Below are 22,223 nucleotides of genomic sequence, written 5' to 3'. Positions count from 1 at the left end.
CAGTTTTTGTACCTACATCGATGGTCTGCCACGCATTGTTCCGATCAGGAACGCGCAGCCAGTAATGTGGCCTCCGTCTATGCAAGACAAGGTAAAGAAATAACATGGGCAGCATGCATCCCGTACAGGTGATCGCGGTGACCGGCGGCAAAGGTGGCGTCGGCAAGACTAACGTGTCAGTGAACTTGTCGCTGGCGCTGGCAGAGCTTGGCCGTCGGGTCATGCTGCTGGACGCCGACCTGGGCCTGGCGAACGTCGACGTTCTGCTGGGGCTGACACCCAAGCGCACTTTGGCCGACGTTATCGAAGGCCGTTGCGAACTGCGCGACGTGCTGTTGCAGGGCCCGGGCGGGATTCGCATCGTGCCGGCGGCCTCCGGCACGCAGAGCATGGTGCACCTGAGCCCGGCGCAGCACGCCGGCCTGATCCAGGCGTTCAGCGATATCGGTGACAATCTCGACGTGCTGGTGATCGACACCGCTGCGGGTATTGGTGACTCGGTAGTCAGTTTCGTTCGTGCCGCCCAGGAAGTGTTGCTGGTGGTCTGCGACGAGCCGACTTCGATCACCGACGCTTACGCGCTGATCAAGTTGCTCAACCGTGATTACGGCATGAACCGCTTCCGCGTGCTGGCCAACATGGCGCAGAGCCCGCAGGAAGGGCGCAACCTGTTCGCCAAGTTGACCAAGGTCACGGATCGCTTCCTTGACGTCGCCCTACAATACGTCGGCGCCGTGCCGTACGACGAAAGCGTGCGCAAGGCAGTGCAGAAGCAGCGCGCCGTCTACGAAGCCTTTCCCCGTTCCAAGTGCGCGCTGGCCTTCAAGGCCATCGCCCAGAAGGTCGACACCTGGCCGCTGCCGGCCAACCCGCGCGGGCATCTGGAATTTTTCGTCGAGCGTCTCGTGCAGCAAACCGCAGGGCCTGTGATATGACCGCCAGTGGCATGAATCTTTACAAAAAGTCGGCGCGTGACGCGCAATACGAATTGATCGAGCGCTACGCGCCACTGGTCAAGCGCATTGCCTATCACTTGCTGGCACGCCTGCCGGCCAGCGTGCAGGTCGAAGACCTGATCCAGGCCGGGATGATCGGTTTGCTCGAAGTCTCGACCAAATACGACGCCAGCAAAGGCGCCAGTTTCGAAACGTACGCGGGCATTCGAATCCGCGGCGCGATGCTCGATGAAGTGCGCAAAGGGGATTGGGCACCACGCTCGGTTCACCGTAATACCAGGATGGTCAGCGACGCGATTCGCTCGATTGAAGCTAAAACCGGCCGTGACGCTAAAGATCACGAGGTTGCGGCCGAACTCCAATTGAGTCTCGACGATTACTACGGGATTCTGAATGACACCTTGGGCAGTCGCCTGTTCAGTTTCGACGACCTGTTGCAGGACGGCGAACACGAAGGGCTGCACGAGGATGGCGCGAGTGCTCATATGGAGCCGTCACGCGATCTGGAAGATGAACGCTTCCAGGCGGCGCTGGCGGACGCGATTGCCAATTTGCCGGAGCGTGAGCGACTGGTGTTGGCGCTGTACTACGACGAAGAGCTGAACCTCAAGGAAATCGGTGAAGTCCTTGGCGTCAGTGAATCGCGGGTCAGCCAGTTACACAGCCAGTGCGCGGCCCGTCTGCGGGGGCGTTTGGGGGAGTGGCGAGCGCGCTGAAGGCAGTGTGGGGACACTGCGAAACGAGGCTGGTGCGGTGATCAACGGCGCCGGTCTCGATCCGTTGTGCTCCAGACAAACTTCGAGTGCTATGCCGATTGATTGAAGTGGCGTGTCCAGGTGCTGGGCGCGTTTAAGACTGCTTGGAGGTCGAATTGAACAAAGACATGAAAATCCTCATCGTTGATGACTTCTCAACGATGCGGCGGATCATCAAGAACCTGCTGCGCGATCTTGGGTTCACCAACACCGTCGAGGCCGACGATGGCACCACTGCCATTCCGGTGCTCAACAGCGGCAGCATCGACTTTCTGGTAACGGACTGGAACATGCCGGGCATGACCGGTATCGACCTGCTGCGTCACGTGCGCGCCGATGAAAAACTCAAGCACCTCCCGGTGTTGATGGTGACTGCTGAAGCCAAGCGCGAGCAGATCATCGAGGCCGCTCAGGCCGGTGTGAACGGTTACGTAGTCAAACCTTTCACGGCTCAAGCGTTGAAAGACAAAATCGAGAAGATTTTCGAACGCATCGGCTGATGAATGCGCGGGGGAGCTATGGAGCATAACGAATCATCACAGGGCGATTTCGAATCGACCCTGAAAAAACACGCGGTCGAACTGGTCGAGAGCCTTGAAAAAGGCAGGTTCGGCGACGCGGTGCAACTGATCCATGAGCTCAATCAGACCCGTGACCGCGGCCTGTATCAGGAAGTGGGCAAGCTCACACGTGAACTGCACAGTGCGATCGTCAATTTCCAGATCGATCCGCACATGCCGCAGGCCGAGGAAGTGTCGCAAATCACCGACGCGACCGAACGCCTGGGCTATGTGGTCAAGCTGACGGAAGCCGCGGCCAACCGCACCATGGATCTGGTGGAAAGCGCCACGCCGGTGGTCAACAGTCTGGCTGATGAAGCGCAGACGTTGAGCGCCGATTGGGGGCGCTTCATGCGTCGCGAGGTCGGGGCTGAAGAGTTCCGCGAACTGGCGCGCCGGGTCGACGGTTTTCTGTCACGCAGCAGCACGGACAACCGTGCAGTGTCGAGCAACCTCAACGACATCCTGCTGGCTCAGGACTACCAGGATCTCACCGGTCAGGTGATCAAGCGCGTGACTCAATTGGTCACCGAAGTCGAAAGCAATCTGCTCAAACTCGTGCTCATGGCCAGCCAGGTCGACCGCTTTGCGGGCATCGAACATGACCGCGCCGCAATGCTTGCCGAAAAAGATCCACAAAAACATCTCTCGCAGGGTGAAGGTCCGCAGATTCATGCCGATAAACGAGAAGACGTTGTGTCCGGTCAGGACGATGTGGACGATTTGCTATCCAGCCTTGGATTTTGAAGTTTAGGTTTTTAGACCTGTTAGGAGCACCCCATTAATGAGCTTCGGCGCCGATGAAGAGATCCTTCAGGATTTCCTGGTTGAGGCCGGCGAGATTCTTGAGCAACTGTCCGAACAACTGGTCGAGCTGGAAAGCCGTCCGGATGATGCAGATCTGCTCAATGCAATTTTTCGCGGTTTCCACACTGTAAAAGGGGGCGCCGGCTTCCTTCAGCTCAATGAGCTGGTGGAGTGCTGTCACATCGCCGAAAACGTGTTCGACATCCTGCGCAAGGGTGAGCGTCGCGTTGATGCAGAACTGATGGACGTTGTGCTCGAAGCACTGGACGCGGTGAACAGCATGTTCAGCGAAGTCCGTGAACGTTCACCGATCACCGCTGCGACGCCGGAGCTGTTGGCCGCGCTGGCGCGCCTGGCCGAACCGCAATCGGCGGATGAAGCCGTTGCCGCACCGGTAGAAGCGGTTGAAGAGCCGGTCGCCGAAAGCGCATCGGAAGACATCACCGATAACGAATTCGAACAGTTGCTGGACTCGCTGAATGCCGTCAAGGCGCAGGCCGAGGCCCCGGCCGCTGTTGTTGCTCCAGCGCAGGTTGCCGACACGGCGGCCAGCGATGAAATCACCGATGCAGAATTTGAATCGCTGCTCGATCAACTGCACGGCAAAGGCCAGTTCGCTGTCGATGCGGTCGCTCCAGCGGCGCCAGCAGCTCCGGCAGCGCCTGCCAAGGGCGACAGCTCGGACATCACCGACGACGAATTCGAAGCCTTGCTCGATCAGTTGCATGGCAAGGGCAACTTCGCCGTTGACGCGCTGGAATCGGCCATTGCTTCGGCCCCGGCAGCCCCTGCTGCACCGGCAGCTGCGGCGGCGGGCAGCGACCTGATCAGCGATCACGAATTCGAATCGCTGCTCGACGAATTGCACGGCAAAGGCAAGTTTGACGCCAGCGCTGCGACTGCCGGCTCGGCATCAAGCGTCGCCACGCCAGCGGCGAAAGCTCCGGCTGCCGCTGCTGCGCCGAAACCTGCCGCCAAGCCTGAACCGAAAGCCGAGGCGCCGAAACCTGCCGCCGCTGCTGCACCGGCTCCGGCCCGCGCGCCAGCCGCTGCCCCGGCAGAAAAACCGGCCAGCGAAGCGGAAACCACCGTGCGCGTCGACACCGCGCGGCTCGACGAGATCATGAACATGGTCGGCGAGCTGGTGCTGGTGCGTAACCGTCTGGTGCGCCTGGGCCTCAACAGCGGCGACGAAGCCATGTCCAAGGCCGTGTCGAACCTCGACGTGGTCACCGCTGACCTGCAGACCGCCGTGATGAAGACGCGGATGCAGCCGATCAAGAAGGTCTTCGGGCGCTTCCCGCGTCTGGTACGCGACCTCGCGCGGCAGCTGAAGAAAGAGATCAACCTGGAACTGGTGGGTGAAGAAACCGACCTCGACAAAAACCTTGTCGAGGCCCTGGCCGACCCGCTGGTCCACTTGGTGCGCAACGCCGTTGACCACGGCATCGAGTCGCCGGAAGAACGCGAAGCATCGGGCAAGGCCCGTGGCGGTCGCGTGGTGCTGGCGGCCGAGCAGGAAGGCGACCATATCCTGCTGTCGATCTCCGACGATGGCAAAGGCATGGACCCGAACGTCCTGCGTTCGATCGCGGTAAAACGCGGTGTGATGGACAAGGACGCGGCTGATCGCCTGAGCGATACCGAGTGCTACAACCTGATTTTCGCCCCGGGTTTCTCGACCAAGACCGAGATCTCCGACGTGTCCGGCCGTGGTGTCGGCATGGACGTGGTGAAGACCAAGATTTCCCAGCTCAACGGTTCGATCAACATCTACTCGACCAAGGGCCAGGGTTCGAAGATCGTCATCAAGGTGCCGCTGACCCTGGCGATCATGCCGACGCTGATGGTCATGCTCGGCAATCAGGCGTTCGCGTTCCCGTTGGTCAACGTCAACGAAATCTTCCACCTCGATCTGTCGACTACCAATGTCGTCGACGGTCAGGAAGTGGTGATCGTGCGCGACAAGGCGCTGCCATTGTTCTACCTCAAGCGCTGGCTGGTCAGCTCCGCCGCTCACGAAGAGCAGCGCGAAGGCCATGTGGTGATTCTTTCGGTGGGCACACAGCGGATCGGCTTCGTCGTCGATCAACTGGTCGGCCAGGAAGAAGTGGTCATCAAGCCATTGGGCAAAATGCTCCAGGGAACTCCGGGCATGTCCGGCGCCACCATCACCGGTGACGGCCGCATTGCGCTGATTCTCGATGTTCCAAGCATGCTCAAGCGTTACGCCACAAAGCGTATTTGAATCCGGGGCGGCGGCGCGATGACGCGCCGCTGCACCTAATGGAGTGTTTATGGCAGTCAAAGTCCTGGTGGTGGACGATTCGGGTTTTTTCCGCCGCCGCGTCTCGGAAATTCTTTCGGCGGATCCGAGCATCCAGGTGGTCGGTACGGCCACCAACGGTAAAGAGGCGATCGATCAGGCCATGGCGCTCAAGCCTGACGTGATCACCATGGACTACGAGATGCCGATGATGGACGGCATCACGGCAGTGCGGCACATCATGCAGCGCTGCCCGACCCCTGTGTTGATGTTCTCCTCGCTGACCCACGAAGGCGCGCGGGTAACCCTCGATGCGCTGGACGCCGGCGCGGTGGATTTCCTGCCGAAGAATTTCGAAGACATCTCGCGCAATCCCGAGAAGGTCAAGCAGCTGCTGTGCGAGAAAGTCCACAGCATTTCGCGCAGCAACCGTCGTTTCAGTGCCTACAGCGCGCCGGCTCCCGCCGCTGCGCCAGCGCCGACGCCTGCTCCGGCAGCGTCGAGCTACGGCAGCCACACGAGCCACAGCAGCCCTGTCCCGGCACGTCCGGCGCCTGCGCCAGCGCCTGCTCGCGCATCCGCTGCCAGTGCTTCGTCGTCGGCGCCGAAACGCAAAGCCTACAAACTGGTTGCCATCGGCACTTCGACGGGCGGCCCGGTCGCACTGCAACGCGTGCTTACGCAGTTGCCGGCGAACTTCCCGGCGCCGATCGTGCTGATCCAGCACATGCCGGCGGCGTTCACCAAAGCGTTTGCCGAGCGCCTCGACAAGCTCTGCCGCATCAGCGTCAAGGAAGCCGAGGATGGCGACATCCTGCGTCCGGGCCTGGCGCTGCTGGCGCCGGGTGGCAAGCAGATGATGATCGACGGCCGTGGCGCGGTGAAGATTCTGCCGGGTGACGAACGTCTGAATTACAAGCCGTGCGTGGACATCACGTTCGGTTCTGCAGCCAAGTCCTACGGCGACAAAGTTCTGGCAGTGGTGCTGACCGGCATGGGCGCCGACGGCCGCGAAGGCGCGCGTCTGCTCAAGCAGGGCGGCAGTTCGGTGTGGGCGCAGGACGAAGCAAGCTGCGTGATCTACGGCATGCCGATGGCCATCGTCAAAGCCGATCTGGCTGACGCCGTGTACGGTCTGGACGACATCGGCAAGCACATCGTCGAGGCGTGTATCTGATGGATGTTCTCAGCCTTATCGGCCTCATCATGGCGTTCGTCGCCATCATCGGCGGCAACTACCTTGAAGGCGGCCACCTCGGCGCGCTGGCCAACGGCCCGGCGGCGCTGATCGTGCTGGGCGGCACAGTCGGTGCCGCGCTGCTGCAATCGCCGATGAGCGCGTTCAAACGCGCCATGCAGATTCTCGCCTGGATCTTCTTTCCGCCGCGTGTCGACCTCGCTGGCGGCATCGACCGCGTGGTCAATTGGAGCCTGACGGCGCGCAAGGAAGGCCTGCTCGGCCTCGAAGGCGTGGCCGACGCCGAACCTGACAGCTATTCGCGCAAGGGCCTGCAACTGCTGGTCGACGGCGCCGAGCCGGAAGCCATTCGGAGCATTCTCGAGGTGGATTTCTACACCCAGGAATCCCGCGATATCGAAGCGGCCAAGGTGTTCGAAAGCATGGGCGGCTACGCGCCGACCATCGGCATCATCGGTGCGGTGATGGGCCTGATTCACGTGATGGGCAACCTCGCCGATCCGTCGCAACTGGGTAACGGCATTGCCGTGGCGTTTGTCGCGACCATCTATGGCGTGGCCAGTGCCAACCTGATTCTCTTGCCGGTCGCGGCCAAGCTCAAGTCCATCGCGTTGCGGCAGTCGCGTTATCGCGAAATGTTGCTGGAAGGAATTCTGTCGATCGCCGAAGGTGAAAACCCTCGTTCCATTGAGTTGAAGCTGCAAGGCTTCATGGACTAAGGGAATAACCTCATGGCTCGTCGTCGCCACCAGGAAGAACACGTGAATCACGAGCGCTGGCTCGTGTCCTACGCGGATTTCATCACTTTGCTGTTCGCGTTTTTCGTGGTGATGTACTCGATCTCGTCGATCAACGAAGGCAAATACAAAGTCATTTCCGAAGCGTTGATCGGCGTGTTTACCGACTCCGACCGCTCGCTCAAACCGATTCCGATCGGCGACGAACGACCGAAAACCGTGACCCCGGCCAAGCCGCTGGTCAAGGATGCCGAGCAGGTCGACGCCGGTATTTCCGGGGCCAGCGATCCGCTGAAAAGCATCGCCGATGACATCAGCGCCGCGTTCGGTGATTTGATCAGCTCCAACCAGATGACCGTGCGCGGCAATGAGTTGTGGGTCGAGATCGAACTCAACTCCAGCCTGTTGTTCGGCAGCGGCGATGCCATGCCGAGCGACATCGCGTTCAACATCATCGATAAGGTCGCGGCGATCCTCAAACCGTTCGATAACCCGATCCACGTCGAAGGCTTCACCGACGATCAACCGATCCGCACCGCACAGTACCCGACCAACTGGGAGCTGTCCTCGGCGCGTTCGGCGAGCATCGTGCGCATGCTCGCCATGCAGGGTGTGAACCCCGGTCGACTGGCGTCGGTGGGCTACGGCGAATTCCAGCCAGTGGCCAACAACGCCACGGTCGAAGGCCGGGCGAAGAACCGTCGCGTGGTGCTGGTGGTGTCGCGCAATCTCGATGTGCGCCGCAGCCTCACCGGCACCGGAACCGCCAATGCGCAACCGGATGCGGCGTTGAAGCGCGCTGGCACACAAACTGCACCGACCCCGGTCAAGACGCCGGGACGCGAGAGTGCCGTCAATTCTCCGTCGCCCGCATTAACACGCTGAAGCATGTCTCGGCCAATCAACCTGGCCGGGAGGAACGAACTGAATGAGAGTCTGGGCAGTCGCCAATCAAAAGGGTGGTGTCGGTAAAACCACATCCTCCATCGCTTTAGCCGGGTTGCTGGCCGAGGCGGGCAAGCGCGTGGTTGTGGTCGATCTCGATCCGCACGGCTCGATGACCAGCTATTTCGGCTACGACCCCGACAGCCTGGAACACAGCAACTACGATCTGTTTCTGCACAAGGGCAGCGTGCCGCAAGGCCTGCCGGGGCAGTTGCTGCTGTCGACCAGCGACGAACGCATTTCCCTGTTGCCATCGAGCACCGCACTGGCCACTCTTGAGCGGCAGTCGCCGGGGCAGAGCGGCCTGGGCCTGGTGATCGCCAAGAGTCTGGCGCAACTGTGGCAGGACTTCGATTACGCGATCATCGACAGCCCGCCGTTGCTCGGCGTGCTGATGGTCAATGCGCTAGCGGCGAGCCAGCAACTGGTGATCCCGGTGCAGACCGAGCACCTGGCGGTGAAAGGTCTGGAGCGCATGGTCAACACCCTGGCGATGATCAATCGCTCGCGCAAACAACCGCTGCCGTTCAGCATCGTGCCGACCCTGTTCGACCGCCGCACGCAGGCGTCGATGGGCACCCTGCGCGTGCTGCGCGACAAATTCCCCGAGGATATCTGGCACGGCTACATCCCGGTCGATACCCGGCTGCGCGACGCCAGCCGCGCCGGTGTCACGCCTTCGCAATTCGACGGCAAGAGCCGCGGCGTGCTGGCCTACCGCGCGCTGCTCAAGCACCTGCTCGCGCAGCAACTTGTTCCGCAGGTGGCCTGAGATGATTTCGATCCGCTTGCCCGAACCCTGTGGGAGCGAGCCTGCTCGCGAAGCAGGCGATGCGGTTTCCCTGTCAGGCGCTGATCACCGATGAACCGCCCAGTGAAACTCACGTCACGTCCGCAACAGGCCTTGCAGTCTTATCTGGAAGACCTGCTGCTCGACCTGCCCGAGGACTTGCCTGCGCCGGTCGAAGCGCTGCCGCCAGTCGTCGAGCCGGCGCAGCCTGAAGTGGTGGAAAGCACCGAGGCCATGGACGAGTTCCAGGCCGCGGTGCTGGAAGAACAGGCCCGCGACGCGCGGAAATCCGTCGCTCCGATTGCCGCGCCTGCTGTTGCCCCCGTGGCCAAAGCACCGGTGGCGCTGATCGACGAACCGCGCGCGCCGCTGTCGACACTGGCGCCGCTGCTGCAAACACAATTATTGACCGTGCCGGAACCCGAACCGGAGCCAGAACCCGCGCCGCAGATTGCTGAGCCGCAGGTGCTGGTCCCGCCGCTGGTGGAAGTGCACCTGCCGCCAAACAACCCGCCGCCACCGGTCGAGCCCGATGGCCGTCCGGCCTGGGCTGCCGAAGCCTTCGAATGCTTGCTGTTCGATGTTGCCGGGCTGACCCTGGCGGTGCCGCTGGTGTGCCTCGGCTCGATCTATTCGCTGGCCGGCCACGAGCTGACGCCGCTGTTTGGTCAGCCGGAGTGGTTCCTCGGGATTCTGCCGAGCCAGGCCGGTAATTTGAAAGTCTTGGACACTGCGCGCTGGGTCATGCCGGATCGCTACCGCGATGACTTCCGGCAGGGCCTGCAATACGTGATTTCGGTACAAGGTTACGAGTGGGGGCTGGCGGTGCATCAGGTCAGCCGCTCGTTGCGCCTGGACCCGAATGAGATCAAATGGAGAAGTCACCGGGGTCAGCGGCCATGGCTCGCCGGCACCGTGATCGAGCACATGTGTGCATTGCTTGACGTATCCGCACTGGCCGAGTTGATCGCCAGCGGTGGGGCAAAGCACTTGAGTGGCAACAAGCCGCTACATAAACCGACATAGCAGCCGACATAACAATCAGGCGATGGCATTTTTCAATGCCACCACACAGAACACACACCGCCCGGGGCGGTTTTTTCGAGGGGTCAGGGTATGAGTAGTCAGGCGTCGAATGCAAAAGGTTCTGAAGATCCGATCCTGCAATGGGTGACCTTCAAACTGGATAACGAAACCTACGGCATCAACGTGATGCGCGTGCAGGAAGTGCTGCGCTACACCGAGATTGCGCCGGTACCGGGTGCACCGAGCTACGTGCTGGGCATCATCAACCTGCGCGGTAACGTGGTCACCGTGATCGACACCCGTCAGCGCTTCGGCCTGCACAGCGGCGAGATCAGTGACAACACCCGTATCGTCATCATCGAAGCCGACAAGCAAGTCGTCGGGATCATGGTCGACAGCGTGGCCGAAGTGGTTTACCTGCGTCAGTCGGAAATCGAAACCGCACCGAACGTCGGTAACGAAGAATCGGCCAAGTTCATCCAGGGCGTGTGCAACAAGAACAACGAGCTGCTGATTCTGGTCGAGCTGGACAAGATGATGAGCGAAGAAGAATGGTCGGAACTGGAGAGCATCTGATTTGATTCTCGAGGTTGCGGTAATTGTTCTGTTCCTGTTCTGGGCCGGTACGCTGGCGATGTTCGTCTCGTACATCAAGGCGCAGCGAGTGATCGCTGCGCAGCAGGCCCAGGGCGATGCGCTGCGTGATCAGCGCATCAAGGACCTGGCCAAACGCGTTGACGACTACCAGAACGGCAACGTGCGCATGGGCGAGGCCCTGCACGAGTTGCGTGCGGTGGTGAGTCCGTTGCCGGACAAGATCGTTGCACTGGAACAACGCGACCCGTCGAGCCTGTCATTCGCCCAGGCGGCGAAACTGGTGGGCATGGGCGCGAGTGTCGATGAACTGACTCAGTCGTGCGGGTTGACCCAGGCTGAGGCGGAGTTGATGCGCAAGTTGCACAAAGGCAGCTAGGGGCTTCAAGCTTCAAGCTTCAAGCGGCAAGCAAGATCAAAAGATCGCATCGGAGGCAGCGCCTGCATAAATCTCGTGTAAGCGCTGTCGAAGGCTGCGATCTTTTTTCTCGATTGCATCGCAGGCATAGCGATCCGCAGTTGTCCGGATCAGCTCGCCGGAGTTTTTGTGTAACTGATCAGTTGATACAGGGCTTTCTGCTCACCGTTACCGCCGAAGTCGGCGTTGCCCCAAGCCACTACTCGACGATCTGCCCTGAGTGCCACGAAAGTATCGCCTCCTCCGTACACAGCACGCACGTCAGTGAGCAAATGGGCAACTGCGCTGGTATCGCCGCCGCTGTTCTCTCTTCCCCACGCAACTGCCACGCCGTTGCTGCGCAATGCTACGACCGCGTCTTGGTTGGCATTAATGGCGACAATGTCTCTCAACTGGCGAATGTCTGGCGGAATGTTAACGATATCGCTGGGGAGGGTAGCCCAAGCGTGCACTGAGCCATCCCCGCACAGCACGACAAATCCGGATCCGGAGCCTATGACGTGGACGATGTCGTTGCGACTGGCAATCTCTTCTGGCATGGGCGGCATATGTCCCCATACGACCAGTGCGCCATTGCTTCTGCGTGCTGCAAAGGCTGAGCTGTTACTGGCCAGGTCGACGATATCTCTCAGTGCTGCGATGTCCGACGGCACTTGGCCTCCAAGCGATTCATGCCCCCATGCGCGCACTTGGCCATTGTCGCTCACTACTGCGAAAGCATGAGTCGAGCAAGCCAGTCTGGTTATGTCGGTGAGCAACGCGATATCGTCCGGCAGCTGCGCTGAATGGTCATGATAGCCCCAACAGACGACGTTGCCAGTGCTGCGCAGCGCGGCGAAACCATACTGGCCACCAGACGCTTGCATGATATCGGTCAAATCGGCGATTTCGGGCGGAAGTGCGCCTCCCATCTCGGGCATGCCCCATACGACAAGCCTGCGCGACTCAAGAAGGGCTACGAAAACATAAGTGCTTCCCGACACCGCGACAACCGTATTCAGCTGTGCGATATCTTCGGGGACGGTCCCGCTGGGCTGAAGCCCCCAAGCGAGGACATTGCCTTGCGCGCGCCGAATCGCAAAGGCTCTCATCCCCGCCGACAACTCTACGACGTCGTGCGCTTCTCTTACCGGTTCCGGCAAAATGCCGCCGCCATCGACGTGACCCCATGCATGGACTGCCCGGCTGTCCAAAACAGCGCACAGGGCGAATGATGTACCGAGAATGTTTGACGGGTTCAGGGTTATCCGATTCTTGCCCGACCAGACGATCAGTTCCTCATAAGGCCGGACATCGAAAAATTCGCTAGCTGTGGCGGACTGCTTGTCTCCAACATACTGCCACGTGACGTTCAACGGTTTGAGCGTTGAGGCGTCCAGCGCTACAAGTCGCCAGCTGCGCGTGTAGAAGTTGCCAAGACCACCCCGATTGCCGCGTGCGCCCATGACCAGCAGTCCGCCTTCAGCGTTTATGTTCAGGGGCAATTCATCTTTCTCGTTTGGCATGGAATCAATCCCTCAAGATTGTGGACCTTCGGGCAACCTGGTTCAGGTCTGGTCCGTAATCAAGCGCTGCGGGATCGGGCATGCGCTACTGTCAGACCTGACAGTAGCGACAAACGGTATATGGCAGGGCGCAGAAGAGACTGCGACTGCGGCTCAGTAGTCATCCCCACGGGCGGTGATGTCCTTCTCGACCATCGGCACGTTCGGGTCTTGTCCCTCGGGGAATTTACCCTTCAGGTTCCAGGCAAACGCGATGATCTCGGCGATGGTGCGATAGAGCTCTTCGGGGATGCTGTCGCCCAGTTCCATCCGCGCCAGCAGGCGCACCAGTTCAGGGTTCTCGTAGATCGGCACTTCGTAATCGCGGGCGATGCGCAGGATCTCTTCGGCCAGTTCCTCGTCGCCCTTGGCAGTGAGGGTCGGGGCGTGGTTGCCGTCGTATTTGAGGGCGATGGCCTGGCGTGGGGCAGTGGAATCGTTCATGCGGTTTCGTCGACCCAGCGGTGTTCGAGGCGGGTTTGGTTGCCTTGCGGCGGCGTGCCGTGGTGGCAGTCGAGGTCGCCGACGTTGAGCCCGGAATCGAGCAGGCGCTGGCGCAAGGCAAACAGATTGTTTTCGATCAGGTCAGCGGTGTACGGACGCTCGGCCCACAGCTGACTGGACAGGCTGCCGGCGATCAGTTGCGCCTGAATCTGCATCGGCCCGAGCGGTTCCAGATCGAAGGCCAGATCGACGCGCCACAGTTGCTGTTTGGCTTCGCGCTCATCGCGGCGCTCGTGGGGCTGCGGTTCGCGCTCCGGCGCTTCTTCACGCTGAAACTTGACCTGCAACGGCACGATGTCTTGCAGGTTGCGCATGGGGATTTCCAGCTGCCAGGTGCTGAGCAGGCGGCCATCGTCGGTGACGCCGGTCTGTTCCAGGCTCGACAGCTGATGGCTCTGCAGACGCGACACCGCAGCGGCGGCGAGGCGCAGCAGTTGTTCGAGATCACCTTCGCCTTCGAGTTTCGCCAGCAGTCGTTCGGGCAACGGGAAGCTGCTGGGCACCGGTTTGGCGCTGACCTGGCCGAGGGTGCCGAGGGCGTTCCGGACGAAACTCGGCAGCGCTTGCGCCAAGGTGTTGGCGGCGATGATCGCATTGAAATTGGTGTTGCTCGGCAGGCCCGGGGTCAGTTGCGCGATCAGTTTGAGCAGGTCGGCCTTCATGTCCGGGGCGAGCGTGGGATTTTGTCCGCCGAGCAATTTCGCTTCGAGGAACGCGCCGCTGTTGGCCAAGGCCAGCGCCACGCCTTTGGCGGTGCTCATTTGCTGCACGTCCGGCAGGCTGGCGAGCAGCTTGTCGACCACCGCGCGCAGATCGGCCGAGGTCTGGTCAGTCGCCGGCGGCAGATTTTGCAACATCTTCAGCAGGCCATCGAGCGAGCCCTGGCGGCTTTGCTGGCCGAGCAATTGCTGACTGACCGCCAATTGTTCCTGACGGCTGCTCAGCGGCACGAATTTAAGGGTCTGCGCGTCCTGCACCTGCGCCGACAACAAGGTGCCGATGCGCAGTGGTTGCGGGCTGTCGACGGTCAAGGTGCTGCCGCTCAACGCGGTGTTGAGCAGGGTGACCATCGAGCGAAATACCGCCGCTTGTCCCGGCGTTTGCGGCAGGGCTTGCGAGGTCACGACTTTGCCTTGCAGCAGGGTGCCGGCGGGCAATTGCGCGGTATCGATGAGGGTGAGGGTGGCGACGCTGCTGGCGATCGCTTGCTGCACGGTGATCGCCAGATTGCCGGCCGACGGCTGAGTGATCGCCAGGTTGGTGCCCTGTGGCAACGGCAGATTGCTGCTGGCCTGCACGGTGGTATGGCGACCGCTGTCGAGGGTCACTTTGAGCAGCAATTCAAAGGTCTGGTCGGCCTGCTTGAGCGATAACACCTCGGCCTTGGCGCTTTGCCCGGCGCCGATCAAGCCCTCCACCGGCGTCAGCAGCTTGAGCAGTTCACCCATCTGCGGGCGAGCGCTCGCCGACACGGTGGGCGGCAGCGGGAGGATGTTCATTTCGCCTGTCATACGCGGACACAACCTGAGGAAATTGCGCTCTTGAGAGTAAGGCACGGCATGTATAATGCCGCGCGTCGTGCGCTTCGTTCAAAAAACCTGGCAATTGTTTGATCCAGCTCGCCAGATCGAGCGATCAAAGCATCTATGCTGCATCTCTTTAACGGCCGCTCCAGAGCCGACTTGAACCGTATAAGGCCCGTGATCCCTTGACCAGTCCTGTCCTGCAAACCGTTGCCCTGACGTGTGAACGCGATCTGCGGCTGCTGTTCGAAAACCTCGAATTGCGCCTGGCCAGTGGCGACATGGTGCAGATCAGCGGCCCCAACGGCAGCGGCAAGACCAGTCTTTTACGTCTGCTCGCCGGTTTGATGCAACCCACCGATGGCAAGGTGCTGCTCAATGGTCAACCGCTGACCGAACAACGCAGCGAACTGGCGCGAAACCTGTTGTGGATCGGCCACGCCGCCGGGATCAAGGATCTGCTCACTCCTGAAGAAAACCTGTCGTGGCTGTGCGCCCTGCATCATCCTGCCGAACGCGAGGCGATCTGGCAGGCGCTGGCAGCAGTAGGATTGCGCGGTTTCGAAGACGTTCCCTGCCACAGCCTTTCCGCCGGCCAGCAGCGCCGTGTGGCGCTGGCGCGGTTGTATCTGGACAGCCCGCCGTTGTGGATTCTCGACGAACCTTTCACCGCGCTGGACAAGCAGGGCGTTGCGCAACTGGAAGAGCATCTGGCCGGCCACTGCGAACGCGGCGGCCTGGTGGTGCTGACCACCCACCACACCCTGAGCCGCATGCCGGCCGGTTATCGCGACATCGATTTGGGGAAATGGGCGGTATGAGTGTCTTCGGCCTGCTGCTTGCCCGCGAATCGCGACTGCTGTTCCGCCGCCCGGCGGAGCTGGCCAATCCGCTGATTTTCTTTGCCATCGTCATTGCCCTTTTCCCGCTGGCCGTCGGCCCGGAAACTCAAGTCTTGCAAAACCTGTCCCCGGGGTTAGTCTGGGTGGCGGCGTTGTTGTCGGTCCTGCTGTCGCTGGACGGATTGTTTCGCAGTGACTTCGAAGACGGCTCGCTGGAACAGTGGGTCCTTTCGTCGCACCCGCTGCCGCTTCTGGTCTTGGCCAAGGTGCTGGCACACTGGCTGTTCTCCGGTCTGGCACTGGTGCTGCTGTCGCCGTTGCTGGCGCTGATGCTCGGTTTGCCAGCCGCGTGCCTGCCGGTGTTGCTGCTGTCGTTGCTGCTCGGTACGCCGGTGTTGAGCCTGCTCGGTGCAGTCGGGGCGGCGCTGACGGTCGGCCTGAAGCGCGGCGGTCTGTTGCTGGCGCTGCTGATTCTGCCGCTGTACATCCCGGTGTTGATCCTTGGCAGCGGCGCGTTGCAAGCGGCGCTGCAAGGCATGCCGGCGACCGGATACCTGTTGTGGATGGCCAGCCTCACAGCGCTGGCGATCACCCTGACACCCTTTGCAATAGCCGCTGGCCTGAAGATCAGCGTCGGCGAATAATAATGAGGCCTGGTCAAAAATTGACCACTTCTTCCAGAAGAAAGGCATGACCCTCTGCCAGCTCGCGATGATGAGCGGCAACCGTGATGGAAACAGTATGAACTGGACCTGGTTTCACAAGCTCGGCTCGCCCAAGTGGTTCTACGGCATCAGCGGCAAGTTCCTGCCGTGGTTGAGCATCGCAGCGTTGCTGCTGATTGGCGTTGGCGTGGTCTGGGGCCTGGCGTTCGCGCCGCCGGATTACCAGCAAGGCAACAGCTTTCGCATCATCTATATCCACGTACCTGCAGCGATGCTCGCCCAGTCGATCTACGTAATGCTCGCCGTGTGCGGTGTGGTAGGGCTGGTGTGGAAAATGAAACTGGCCGATGTCGCCCTGCAATGCGCTGCACCGATCGGTGCGTGGATGACCGCCGTGGCGCTGGTCACCGGGGCCATCTGGGGCAAGCCGACCTGGGGCTCGTGGTGGGTGTGGGACGCGCGCCTGACCTCGATGTTGATTCTGCTGTTTCTGTATTTCGGCGTGATCGCGCTGGGCAACGCCATCAGCAATCGTGACAGCGCCGCCAAGGCCTGCGCGGTGCTGGCGATTGTTGGCGTGATCAACATTCCGATCATCAAATACTCGGTGGAGTGGTGGAACACCCTGCACCAGGGCGCGACGTTCACCCTTACGGAAAAACCGGCGATGCCCGCGGAAATGTGGCTGCCGCTGCTGCTGACGGTGCTGGGTTTCTACTGCTTCTTCGGCGCTGTGCTGTTGCTGCGCATGCGTCTTGAAGTGCTCAAGCGCGAGGCCCGCGCCAGTTGGGTGAAGACTGAAGTGCAGCAGAGTCTGGAGGCGGTGCGATGAGTTTTGCTTCATTCGGCGATTTTCTCGCCATGGGCCATCACGGCCTGTATGTCTGGTCGGCCTACGGCATCTGTCTGGCGGTGCTGGCCCTCAACGTGGTGGCGCCGATTGCGGCGCGCAAGCGTTATCTGCAACAAGAGGCGCGTCGTCTGCGCCGGGAGAACGGCAAGTGAATGCGCTGCGCAAAAAACGTCTGATCATCATTCTGGCGATTCTGGTCGGAGTGGGCGCTGCTGTTGGCCTGGCCCTGAGCGCGTTGCAGGAAAACATCAATCTGTTTTACACGCCGACGCAGATCGCTAACGGCGAAGCGCCGCAGGACACGCGCATCCGCGCCGGCGGCATGGTCGAGGCCGGTTCGCTGCAACGCTCCAAGGATTCGCTGGACGTCAAATTCGTCGTCACCGACTTCAACAAATCCGTGACCATCGCCTATCGCGGCATCCTCCCGGATCTGTTCCGCGAAGGGCAGGGCATTGTCGCCCTCGGCAAGCTCAACGCTGATGGCGTGGTGGTCGCCGATGAAGTGCTGGCCAAGCACGACGAGAAGTACATGCCGCCGGAAGTGACCAAAGCGCTGAAGGACAGCGGTCAATCCGCACCGACGCCTGTGAAGGAGGGTTGATCGATGACCTCGGCGATTTTTATTCCTGAGTTGGGCCATCTGGCGATGATCCTTGCCCTGTGCTTTGCCCTCGTGCAAGCGGTGGTGCCATTGGTCGGTGCCTGGCGCGGTGACCGTTTCTGGATGAGTCTGGCCCAGCCCGCCGCATGGGGGCAGTTTGCCTTTTTGTTGTTTGCGTTCGGCATTTTGACCTACGCATTCATGACCGATGATTTCTCTGTCGCCTACGTGGCAAACAACTCCAACACCGCTTTGCCGTGGTACTACAAATTCAGCGCGGTGTGGGGCGCCCACGAAGGTTCCCTGCTGCTGTGGGCGTTGATCCTCGGCGGCTGGACCTTCGCCGTGTCGGTGTTCTCCCGGCAGTTGCCGCAAGTCATGCTCGCCCGGGTACTGGCGGTGATGGGTATGATCAGCACCGGTTTCCTGCTGTTCCTGATCCTCACGTCCAACCCGTTCAAACGCATCCTGCCGCAGATGCCGAGCAATGGCGCTGACCTCAATCCACTGTTGCAAGACATTGGCCTGATCGTTCACCCGCCGATGTTGTACATGGGCTACGTCGGCTTTTCGGTGGCGTTCGCATTCGCCATCGCAGCGTTGATGGGCGGTCGCCTCGATGCGGCGTGGGCGCGCTGGTCGCGGCCATGGACGATCGTCGCCTGGGCGTTCCTCGGCATTGGCATCACCCTCGGTTCGTGGTGGGCGTATTACGAACTCGGCTGGGGCGGCTGGTGGTTCTGGGACCCGGTGGAAAACGCCTCGTTCATGCCGTGGCTGGTCGGCACCGCGCTGATTCACTCGCTGGCGGTCACCGAGAAACGCGGCGTGTTCAAGAGCTGGACGGTGTTGCTGGCGATTGCCGCGTTCTCGTTGAGCCTGCTCGGCACTTTCCTCGTTCGTTCGGGCGTGCTGACCTCGGTGCATGCGTTTGCCTCCGATCCGGAGCGCGGCGTGTTCATCCTGATTTTCCTGCTGTTCGTGGTCGGCGGTTCGCTGACGCTGTTTGCGCTGCGTGCGCCGGTGGTGAAAAGTCAGGTTGGCTTCAATCTGTGGTCGCGGGAAACCTTGCTACTGGGCAACAACCTGGTGCTGGTCGTCGCTGCATCGATGATCCTGCTTGGGACCTTGTATCCGCTGATTCTTGATGCCATCAGTGGCGCCAAACTGTCGGTCGGCCCGCCGTACTTCAATGCGTTGTTCATACCGTTGATGGCATTGCTGATGCTGGTCATGGCGATCGGTGTGATCGTGCGCTGGAAGGACACGCCGGTGAAATGGCTGGCAAACATGCTCACTCCGGTGCTGCTCGGCAGCGTCGCATTGGCCGTTGTGGCCAGCGTGGCCTACGGCGATTTCAACTGGGCGGTAATTGCGACTTTCCTGCTCGCCGCTTGGGTGTTGCTCGCCGGTGTGCGCGACCTGTTCGACAAGACTCGCCACAAAGGCCTGATCAAAGGTTTGCCGACGCTGACCCGCAGTTATTGGGGCATGCAGATCGCCCACCTCGGCATCGCCGTGTGCGCGCTGGGCGTGGTGTTGTCGAGCCAGAACAGTGCCGAGCGCGACCTGCGTCTGGCGCCGGGCGAGTCGATGGATCTGGCCGGCTATCAGTTCGTCTTCGAAGGCGCCAAGCATTTCGAGGGGCCGAATTTTACCTCGGACAAAGGCACCATCCGCGTCATTCGCGATGGCAAGGAAATCAGCGTGCTGCACCCGGAAAAGCGTCTGTACACCGTGCAGAACTCGGTGATGACCGAAGCCGGCATCGATGCCGGTTTTACCCGCGATCTCTACGTCGCCCTCGGTGAACCGCTGGATAACGGCGCCTGGGCCGTGCGCGTACACGTCAAACCGTTCGTGCGCTGGATCTGGTTCGGCGGCTTGCTCACCGGATTGGGTGGTTTGCTGGCGGCGCTGGATCGGCGTTATCGGGTCAAGGTGAAAAGCAAAGTGCGCGAAGCGCTGGGCATGACGGGAGCGGCGGCATGAGGCGTTGGTTGATGTTGTTGCCGCTGGCGATATTCCTGCTGGTGGCGGTGTTTCTTTATCGCGGGCTGTATCTGGATCCGGCGGAGCTGCCGTCGGCGATGATCGACAAGCCGTTCCCGGAGTTTTCCCTGCCGAGTGTGCAGGGTGACAAGACGCTGACCAGGGCCGACATTCTCGGCAAACCGGCACTGGTCAATGTCTGGGGCACCTGGTGCATCTCCTGCCGCGTTGAGCACCCGGTGCTGAACAAACTCGCCGAGCGCGGCGTGGTGATCTACGGCATCAACTACAAGGACACCAACGCCGACGCCTTGAAATGGCTGGCCGAGTTTCACAATCCGTATGCGCTGGATATTCGTGACGACGAGGGTTCGCTGGGCTTGAATCTTGGTGTCTACGGCGCGCCGGAAACCTTCTTCATCGATGCCAAAGGCATCATCCGCGACAAGTTCGTCGGGGTGATCGACGAGCAGGTCTGGCGCGAAAAACTCGCAGCCAAGTATCAGGCGCTGGTCGATGAGGCCAAGCCATGAAGCGTTTTCTCGCAGCGGTGGTGCTGGGTTTGAGCCTGGCCGGTGTCGCCCATGCGGCCATCGACACCTACGAATTTGCCAAAGAGGGCGACCGCGAGCGTTTCCGCGAACTGACCAAGGAACTGCGCTGCCCCAAGTGCCAGAACCAGGACATTGCCGATTCCAACGCGCCGATCGCCGCCGACCTGCGCAAAGAGATTTTCCGCATGCTCGGTGAGGGCAAGGACAATCAGCAGATCATCGACTTCATGGTCGATCGTTACGGTGACTTCGTCCGCTACAAACCGGCGCTCAATTCGAAGACCGCACTGCTGTGGTTCGGCCCGGCCGGTCTGTTGCTCGGTGGTTTCGTGGTGATCGCGCTGATCGTGCGCAGGCGTCGCGGGCAACGTGCCGAAACGCCGTCATCGCTGTCTGCCGAAGAACGTCAGCGCCTCGACCAACTGTTGGATAAAAACCAAGAATGATTGATTTCTGGCTCGCCGCAGGGCTGTTGCTTCTGGTCGCCCTGAGTTTTCTGCTGATCCCGGTGCTGCGCGAACGTCGCGCCCAGCGGGAAGAAGATCGCACCGCGCTGAACGTCGCGCTGTATCAGGAACGTGTTGCCGAACTGCAAGCGCAGCAGGCCGAAGGCGTGCTCGACGCCGCGCAACTGGACAGCGGCCGCGCCGAGGCTGCACGTGAGTTGCTGGCGGATACCGAGGGTGTCAGCGCGCCACGGGTTTCCCGACTGGGCAAACCGTTGCCGCTGCTGGCCGCCGTGCTGGTGCCGGTGTTGGGCCTCGGTCTGTACCTGCATTTCGGCGCCGCCGACAAGGTCGAACTGACCCGCGAATTCGCTCAGGCACCGCAGTCGATGGAAGAGATGACCCAGCGTCTGGAGCGTGCGGTGGCCGCGCAACCGGATTCCGCTGAAGGTCTGTATTTCCTTGGCCGTACCTATATGGCTCAAGACCGCCCGGCGGAAGCGGCGAAGATGTTCGAACGCGCCGCCAACCTCGCCGGTCGCCAGCCGGAACTGCTCGGCCAGTGGGCGCAGGCGCAGTATTTTGCTGACGGTAAAAAGTGGTCGGAGCAGATTCAGAAACTGACCGACGAAGCGCTGAAGGCTGATCCGAAAGAAGTCACCAGCCTCGGCCTGCTCGGCATCGCCGCGTTCGAAGGCGAGCGTTATCAGGAGGCCATCGACTACTGGAATCGCCTGCTCGCGCAACTGCCGCCGGATGACAACTCTCGCGCTGCGCTGCAAGGCGGTATCGAGCGTGCCGCCGAACGGCTGAAGGCAAGCGGTGGTCGGGTTGCTCAGGCGCGGGCGCCGAAAGCTGCGTTGCTGAAAGTCAGCGTCGATCTGGCCAGCGAACTCAAAGGCAAGGTGCAGCCGGGCGACAGCGTGTTCATCTTCGCCCGCGCCACTTCAGGCCCACCGGCGCCGCTGGCGGCCAAACGCCTGACCGTGGCCGACCTGCCGGTGACCGTCGAACTGGGCGATGCCGACGCAATGATGCCGCAGTTGAAACTGTCCAACTTCCCTGAAGTCCAACTGGTTGCGCGCATCTCACGGGCCGGTCAACCGACTGCCGGCGAGTGGATCGGTCGCAGCGGCCCACTGGCCAGCAGCACCACCGCGCCACAAAAACTGACTATCGACAGCCCGGACAAATAACCGGATCCAACAGGAAAGCACCGCCATGCACACCATCGCCCGCATCACAGTCCTCACACTGGCCCTGGGCTTGAGTGCATGTGCGGTACAACGCCCGGAACCGACCACCAGCCTGCCACCGATCCCGCCTTCGCAACCGAGCCCGACCCCGTCGACCTCGCCGACTCCCGGCAAGAGCATCCCGGCCAAACCCGCCAAGCCCGTGCCACGCACCTCGGCCAGCTTCGCCCCGCCACCGGGCGGCAACAGCCACTGGGACCAGAAACTCGGCGTCTACGTCCTCGACGACCAGACCAACACCTTCTACCGCCAGCGCACCTACTACCGCTGGAACAACGGCTGGAGCCGCTCGGTCAGCCCCAACGGCCCGTGGGAAGACACCAACATCCACGGCGTCCCGCCGGGGTTGGGCAAGAAATTCGGGCAGTAAGAGAAACGGCGATCCTGG

The 22,223-nt window shown here is 61.3% G+C and carries 25 protein-coding genes; 22 read left to right on the top strand and 3 right to left on the bottom strand.

Annotated elements, in window-relative coordinates:
- Positions 1–104: 104 nt before the first annotated feature.
- The 12 genes from fleN to PspCFBP13508_RS24860 all read left to right on the top strand — a co-directional run bounded on the left by fleN (position 105) and on the right by PspCFBP13508_RS24860 (position 11,013).
- A complete protein-coding gene (gene fleN / locus PspCFBP13508_RS24915) occupies positions 105–935 on the top strand; it encodes a flagellar synthesis regulator FleN (protein ID WP_016771060.1) in 831 nt (276 codons plus the stop codon).
- Positions 932–1,672 carry an RNA polymerase sigma factor FliA gene (fliA, locus tag PspCFBP13508_RS24910; RefSeq protein ID WP_016771059.1) on the top strand — a complete coding sequence of 247 codons (741 nt, stop codon included), beginning with the start codon at positions 932–934 and terminating at the stop codon, positions 1,670–1,672. The genes fleN and fliA overlap by 4 nt, the downstream gene beginning before the upstream one ends.
- 167 nt (positions 1,673–1,839) lie before the next feature.
- Positions 1,840–2,211: a chemotaxis response regulator CheY gene (locus PspCFBP13508_RS24905; protein WP_024012118.1), complete on the top strand. Its 372-nt coding sequence runs from the start codon at positions 1,840–1,842 to the stop codon at positions 2,209–2,211.
- An 18-nt stretch (positions 2,212–2,229) separates the two neighbouring features.
- A complete protein-coding gene (locus tag PspCFBP13508_RS24900; protein WP_042607546.1) occupies positions 2,230–3,018 on the top strand; it encodes a protein phosphatase CheZ in 789 nt (262 codons plus the stop codon).
- A gap of 37 nt (positions 3,019–3,055) precedes the next feature.
- Positions 3,056–5,326: a chemotaxis protein CheA gene (locus PspCFBP13508_RS24895; RefSeq protein WP_137216010.1), complete on the top strand. Its 2,271-nt coding sequence runs from the start codon at positions 3,056–3,058 to the stop codon at positions 5,324–5,326.
- Between the two features lie 49 nt (positions 5,327–5,375).
- The gene (locus PspCFBP13508_RS24890) at positions 5,376–6,521 is read left to right on the top strand and encodes a chemotaxis response regulator protein-glutamate methylesterase (protein WP_137216008.1); all 1,146 of its coding nucleotides are present in this window, start codon (positions 5,376–5,378) and stop codon (positions 6,519–6,521) included.
- Positions 6,521–7,261: a flagellar motor protein gene (locus PspCFBP13508_RS24885; protein WP_039763601.1), complete on the top strand. Its 741-nt coding sequence runs from the start codon at positions 6,521–6,523 to the stop codon at positions 7,259–7,261. Before PspCFBP13508_RS24890 ends, PspCFBP13508_RS24885 begins: the two co-directional genes overlap by 1 nt.
- A gap of 12 nt (positions 7,262–7,273) precedes the next feature.
- Entirely contained in the window at positions 7,274–8,164 is an 891-nt protein-coding gene (gene motD / locus PspCFBP13508_RS24880; protein ID WP_016771054.1) for a flagellar motor protein MotD, read from the top strand.
- 43 nt (positions 8,165–8,207) lie between these two features.
- On the top strand, positions 8,208–8,996 hold the full coding sequence (locus PspCFBP13508_RS24875) for a ParA family protein (protein ID WP_039763606.1): 789 nt from the start codon (positions 8,208–8,210) through the stop codon (positions 8,994–8,996).
- Positions 8,997–9,086: 90 nt separating this feature from the next.
- Entirely contained in the window at positions 9,087–10,040 is a 954-nt protein-coding gene (locus PspCFBP13508_RS24870; protein ID WP_130911973.1) for a CheW domain-containing protein, read from the top strand.
- Between the two features lie 90 nt (positions 10,041–10,130).
- On the top strand, positions 10,131–10,616 hold the full coding sequence (locus PspCFBP13508_RS24865; protein WP_016771050.1) for a chemotaxis protein CheW: 486 nt from the start codon (positions 10,131–10,133) through the stop codon (positions 10,614–10,616).
- Between the two features lies 1 nt (position 10,617).
- Positions 10,618–11,013, top strand: a complete 396-nt coding sequence (locus tag PspCFBP13508_RS24860; RefSeq protein ID WP_137216006.1) for a DUF2802 domain-containing protein — start codon at positions 10,618–10,620, stop codon at positions 11,011–11,013.
- Positions 11,014–11,162: 149 nt separating this feature from the next.
- Here PspCFBP13508_RS24860 and PspCFBP13508_RS24855 read toward each other — a convergent pair whose 3' ends face one another.
- The 3 genes from PspCFBP13508_RS24855 to PspCFBP13508_RS24845 form a co-directional block, all read right to left on the bottom strand.
- Positions 11,163–12,557 carry a hypothetical protein gene (locus PspCFBP13508_RS24855; protein WP_137216005.1) on the bottom strand — a complete coding sequence of 465 codons (1,395 nt, stop codon included), beginning with the start codon at positions 12,555–12,557 and terminating at the stop codon, positions 11,163–11,165.
- Positions 12,558–12,710: 153 nt separating this feature from the next.
- Positions 12,711–13,040: an EscU/YscU/HrcU family type III secretion system export apparatus switch protein gene (locus PspCFBP13508_RS24850; protein ID WP_137216003.1), complete on the bottom strand. Its 330-nt coding sequence runs from the start codon at positions 13,038–13,040 to the stop codon at positions 12,711–12,713.
- A complete protein-coding gene (locus PspCFBP13508_RS24845; RefSeq protein ID WP_137216001.1) occupies positions 13,037–14,611 on the bottom strand; it encodes a flagellar hook-length control protein FliK in 1,575 nt (524 codons plus the stop codon). Before PspCFBP13508_RS24845 ends, PspCFBP13508_RS24850 begins: the two co-directional genes overlap by 4 nt.
- A 197-nt stretch (positions 14,612–14,808) precedes the next feature.
- Between PspCFBP13508_RS24845 and ccmA the strand changes: the two genes are divergently transcribed.
- The 10 genes from ccmA (at position 14,809) to PspCFBP13508_RS24795 (ending at position 22,205) form a co-directional block, all read left to right on the top strand.
- A complete protein-coding gene (gene ccmA / locus PspCFBP13508_RS24840) occupies positions 14,809–15,444 on the top strand; it encodes a cytochrome c biogenesis heme-transporting ATPase CcmA (protein WP_137215999.1) in 636 nt (211 codons plus the stop codon).
- On the top strand, positions 15,441–16,109 hold the full coding sequence (gene ccmB / locus PspCFBP13508_RS24835) for a heme exporter protein CcmB (RefSeq protein WP_039763615.1): 669 nt from the start codon (positions 15,441–15,443) through the stop codon (positions 16,107–16,109). Before ccmA ends, ccmB begins: the two co-directional genes overlap by 4 nt.
- Positions 16,110–16,206: 97 nt before the next feature.
- Positions 16,207–16,962, top strand: coding sequence for a heme ABC transporter permease (locus PspCFBP13508_RS24830; RefSeq protein ID WP_122611635.1), 756 nt, complete (start codon positions 16,207–16,209; stop codon positions 16,960–16,962).
- Positions 16,959–17,135, top strand: a complete 177-nt coding sequence (gene ccmD, locus PspCFBP13508_RS24825; protein ID WP_016771045.1) for a heme exporter protein CcmD — start codon at positions 16,959–16,961, stop codon at positions 17,133–17,135. The genes PspCFBP13508_RS24830 and ccmD overlap by 4 nt, the downstream gene beginning before the upstream one ends.
- Positions 17,132–17,587 carry a cytochrome c maturation protein CcmE gene (gene ccmE, locus PspCFBP13508_RS24820; RefSeq protein ID WP_016771044.1) on the top strand — a complete coding sequence of 152 codons (456 nt, stop codon included), beginning with the start codon at positions 17,132–17,134 and terminating at the stop codon, positions 17,585–17,587. Before ccmD ends, ccmE begins: the two co-directional genes overlap by 4 nt.
- A 3-nt stretch (positions 17,588–17,590) precedes the next feature.
- On the top strand, positions 17,591–19,579 hold the full coding sequence (locus tag PspCFBP13508_RS24815; protein WP_137215998.1) for a heme lyase CcmF/NrfE family subunit: 1,989 nt from the start codon (positions 17,591–17,593) through the stop codon (positions 19,577–19,579).
- A complete protein-coding gene (locus tag PspCFBP13508_RS24810; protein ID WP_137215997.1) occupies positions 19,576–20,112 on the top strand; it encodes a DsbE family thiol:disulfide interchange protein in 537 nt (178 codons plus the stop codon). The genes PspCFBP13508_RS24815 and PspCFBP13508_RS24810 overlap by 4 nt, the downstream gene beginning before the upstream one ends.
- Positions 20,109–20,579: a cytochrome c-type biogenesis protein gene (locus PspCFBP13508_RS24805; RefSeq protein WP_137215995.1), complete on the top strand. Its 471-nt coding sequence runs from the start codon at positions 20,109–20,111 to the stop codon at positions 20,577–20,579. Before PspCFBP13508_RS24810 ends, PspCFBP13508_RS24805 begins: the two co-directional genes overlap by 4 nt.
- The gene (gene ccmI / locus PspCFBP13508_RS24800) at positions 20,576–21,775 is read left to right on the top strand and encodes a c-type cytochrome biogenesis protein CcmI (RefSeq protein WP_137215993.1); all 1,200 of its coding nucleotides are present in this window, start codon (positions 20,576–20,578) and stop codon (positions 21,773–21,775) included. Before PspCFBP13508_RS24805 ends, ccmI begins: the two co-directional genes overlap by 4 nt.
- Positions 21,776–21,800: 25 nt before the next feature.
- On the top strand, positions 21,801–22,205 hold the full coding sequence (locus PspCFBP13508_RS24795) for a hypothetical protein (RefSeq protein WP_073472737.1): 405 nt from the start codon (positions 21,801–21,803) through the stop codon (positions 22,203–22,205).
- Positions 22,206–22,223 lie beyond the last annotated feature (18 nt).

It is taken from the genome of Pseudomonas sp. CFBP13508 (assembly GCF_005233515.1).
GTDB classification, from domain to species: domain Bacteria; phylum Pseudomonadota; class Gammaproteobacteria; order Pseudomonadales; family Pseudomonadaceae; genus Aquipseudomonas; species Aquipseudomonas mercuritolerans.
Note: the sequence above shows the minus strand (reverse complement) of the source record. Positions and strands in the feature narration are given on the sequence as shown.

Excerpts from the sequence above, each read along its gene's own strand:
- PspCFBP13508_RS24795 (WP_073472737.1), top strand. The coding sequence starts at position 21,801 with ATGCACACCATCGCCCGCATCACAGTCCTCACACTGGCCCTGGGCTTG.
- fliA (WP_016771059.1), top strand. The coding sequence starts at position 932 with ATGACCGCCAGTGGCATGAATCTTTACAAAAAGTCGGCGCGTGACGCG.
- PspCFBP13508_RS24885 (WP_039763601.1), top strand. The coding sequence starts at position 6,521 with ATGGATGTTCTCAGCCTTATCGGCCTCATCATGGCGTTCGTCGCCATC.
- PspCFBP13508_RS24805 (WP_137215995.1), top strand. The coding sequence starts at position 20,109 with ATGAAGCGTTTTCTCGCAGCGGTGGTGCTGGGTTTGAGCCTGGCCGGT.
- motD (WP_016771054.1), top strand. The coding sequence starts at position 7,274 with ATGGCTCGTCGTCGCCACCAGGAAGAACACGTGAATCACGAGCGCTGG.
- PspCFBP13508_RS24900 (WP_042607546.1), top strand. The coding sequence starts at position 2,230 with ATGGAGCATAACGAATCATCACAGGGCGATTTCGAATCGACCCTGAAA.
- PspCFBP13508_RS24810 (WP_137215997.1), top strand. The coding sequence starts at position 19,576 with ATGAGGCGTTGGTTGATGTTGTTGCCGCTGGCGATATTCCTGCTGGTG.
- PspCFBP13508_RS24875 (WP_039763606.1), top strand. The coding sequence starts at position 8,208 with ATGAGAGTCTGGGCAGTCGCCAATCAAAAGGGTGGTGTCGGTAAAACC.
- PspCFBP13508_RS24865 (WP_016771050.1), top strand. The coding sequence starts at position 10,131 with ATGAGTAGTCAGGCGTCGAATGCAAAAGGTTCTGAAGATCCGATCCTG.
- PspCFBP13508_RS24815 (WP_137215998.1), top strand. The coding sequence starts at position 17,591 with ATGACCTCGGCGATTTTTATTCCTGAGTTGGGCCATCTGGCGATGATC.
- PspCFBP13508_RS24845 (WP_137216001.1), bottom strand. The coding sequence starts at position 14,611 with ATGACAGGCGAAATGAACATCCTCCCGCTGCCGCCCACCGTGTCGGCG.
- PspCFBP13508_RS24890 (WP_137216008.1), top strand. The coding sequence starts at position 5,376 with ATGGCAGTCAAAGTCCTGGTGGTGGACGATTCGGGTTTTTTCCGCCGC.
- PspCFBP13508_RS24830 (WP_122611635.1), top strand. The coding sequence starts at position 16,207 with ATGAACTGGACCTGGTTTCACAAGCTCGGCTCGCCCAAGTGGTTCTAC.
- PspCFBP13508_RS24855 (WP_137216005.1), bottom strand. The coding sequence starts at position 12,557 with ATGCCAAACGAGAAAGATGAATTGCCCCTGAACATAAACGCTGAAGGC.
- ccmI (WP_137215993.1), top strand. The coding sequence starts at position 20,576 with ATGATTGATTTCTGGCTCGCCGCAGGGCTGTTGCTTCTGGTCGCCCTG.
- ccmB (WP_039763615.1), top strand. The coding sequence starts at position 15,441 with ATGAGTGTCTTCGGCCTGCTGCTTGCCCGCGAATCGCGACTGCTGTTC.
- ccmD (WP_016771045.1), top strand. The coding sequence starts at position 16,959 with ATGAGTTTTGCTTCATTCGGCGATTTTCTCGCCATGGGCCATCACGGC.
- PspCFBP13508_RS24870 (WP_130911973.1), top strand. The coding sequence starts at position 9,087 with ATGAACCGCCCAGTGAAACTCACGTCACGTCCGCAACAGGCCTTGCAG.
- fleN (WP_016771060.1), top strand. The coding sequence starts at position 105 with ATGGGCAGCATGCATCCCGTACAGGTGATCGCGGTGACCGGCGGCAAA.
- PspCFBP13508_RS24905 (WP_024012118.1), top strand. The coding sequence starts at position 1,840 with ATGAAAATCCTCATCGTTGATGACTTCTCAACGATGCGGCGGATCATC.
- PspCFBP13508_RS24895 (WP_137216010.1), top strand. The coding sequence starts at position 3,056 with ATGAGCTTCGGCGCCGATGAAGAGATCCTTCAGGATTTCCTGGTTGAG.
- PspCFBP13508_RS24850 (WP_137216003.1), bottom strand. The coding sequence starts at position 13,040 with ATGAACGATTCCACTGCCCCACGCCAGGCCATCGCCCTCAAATACGAC.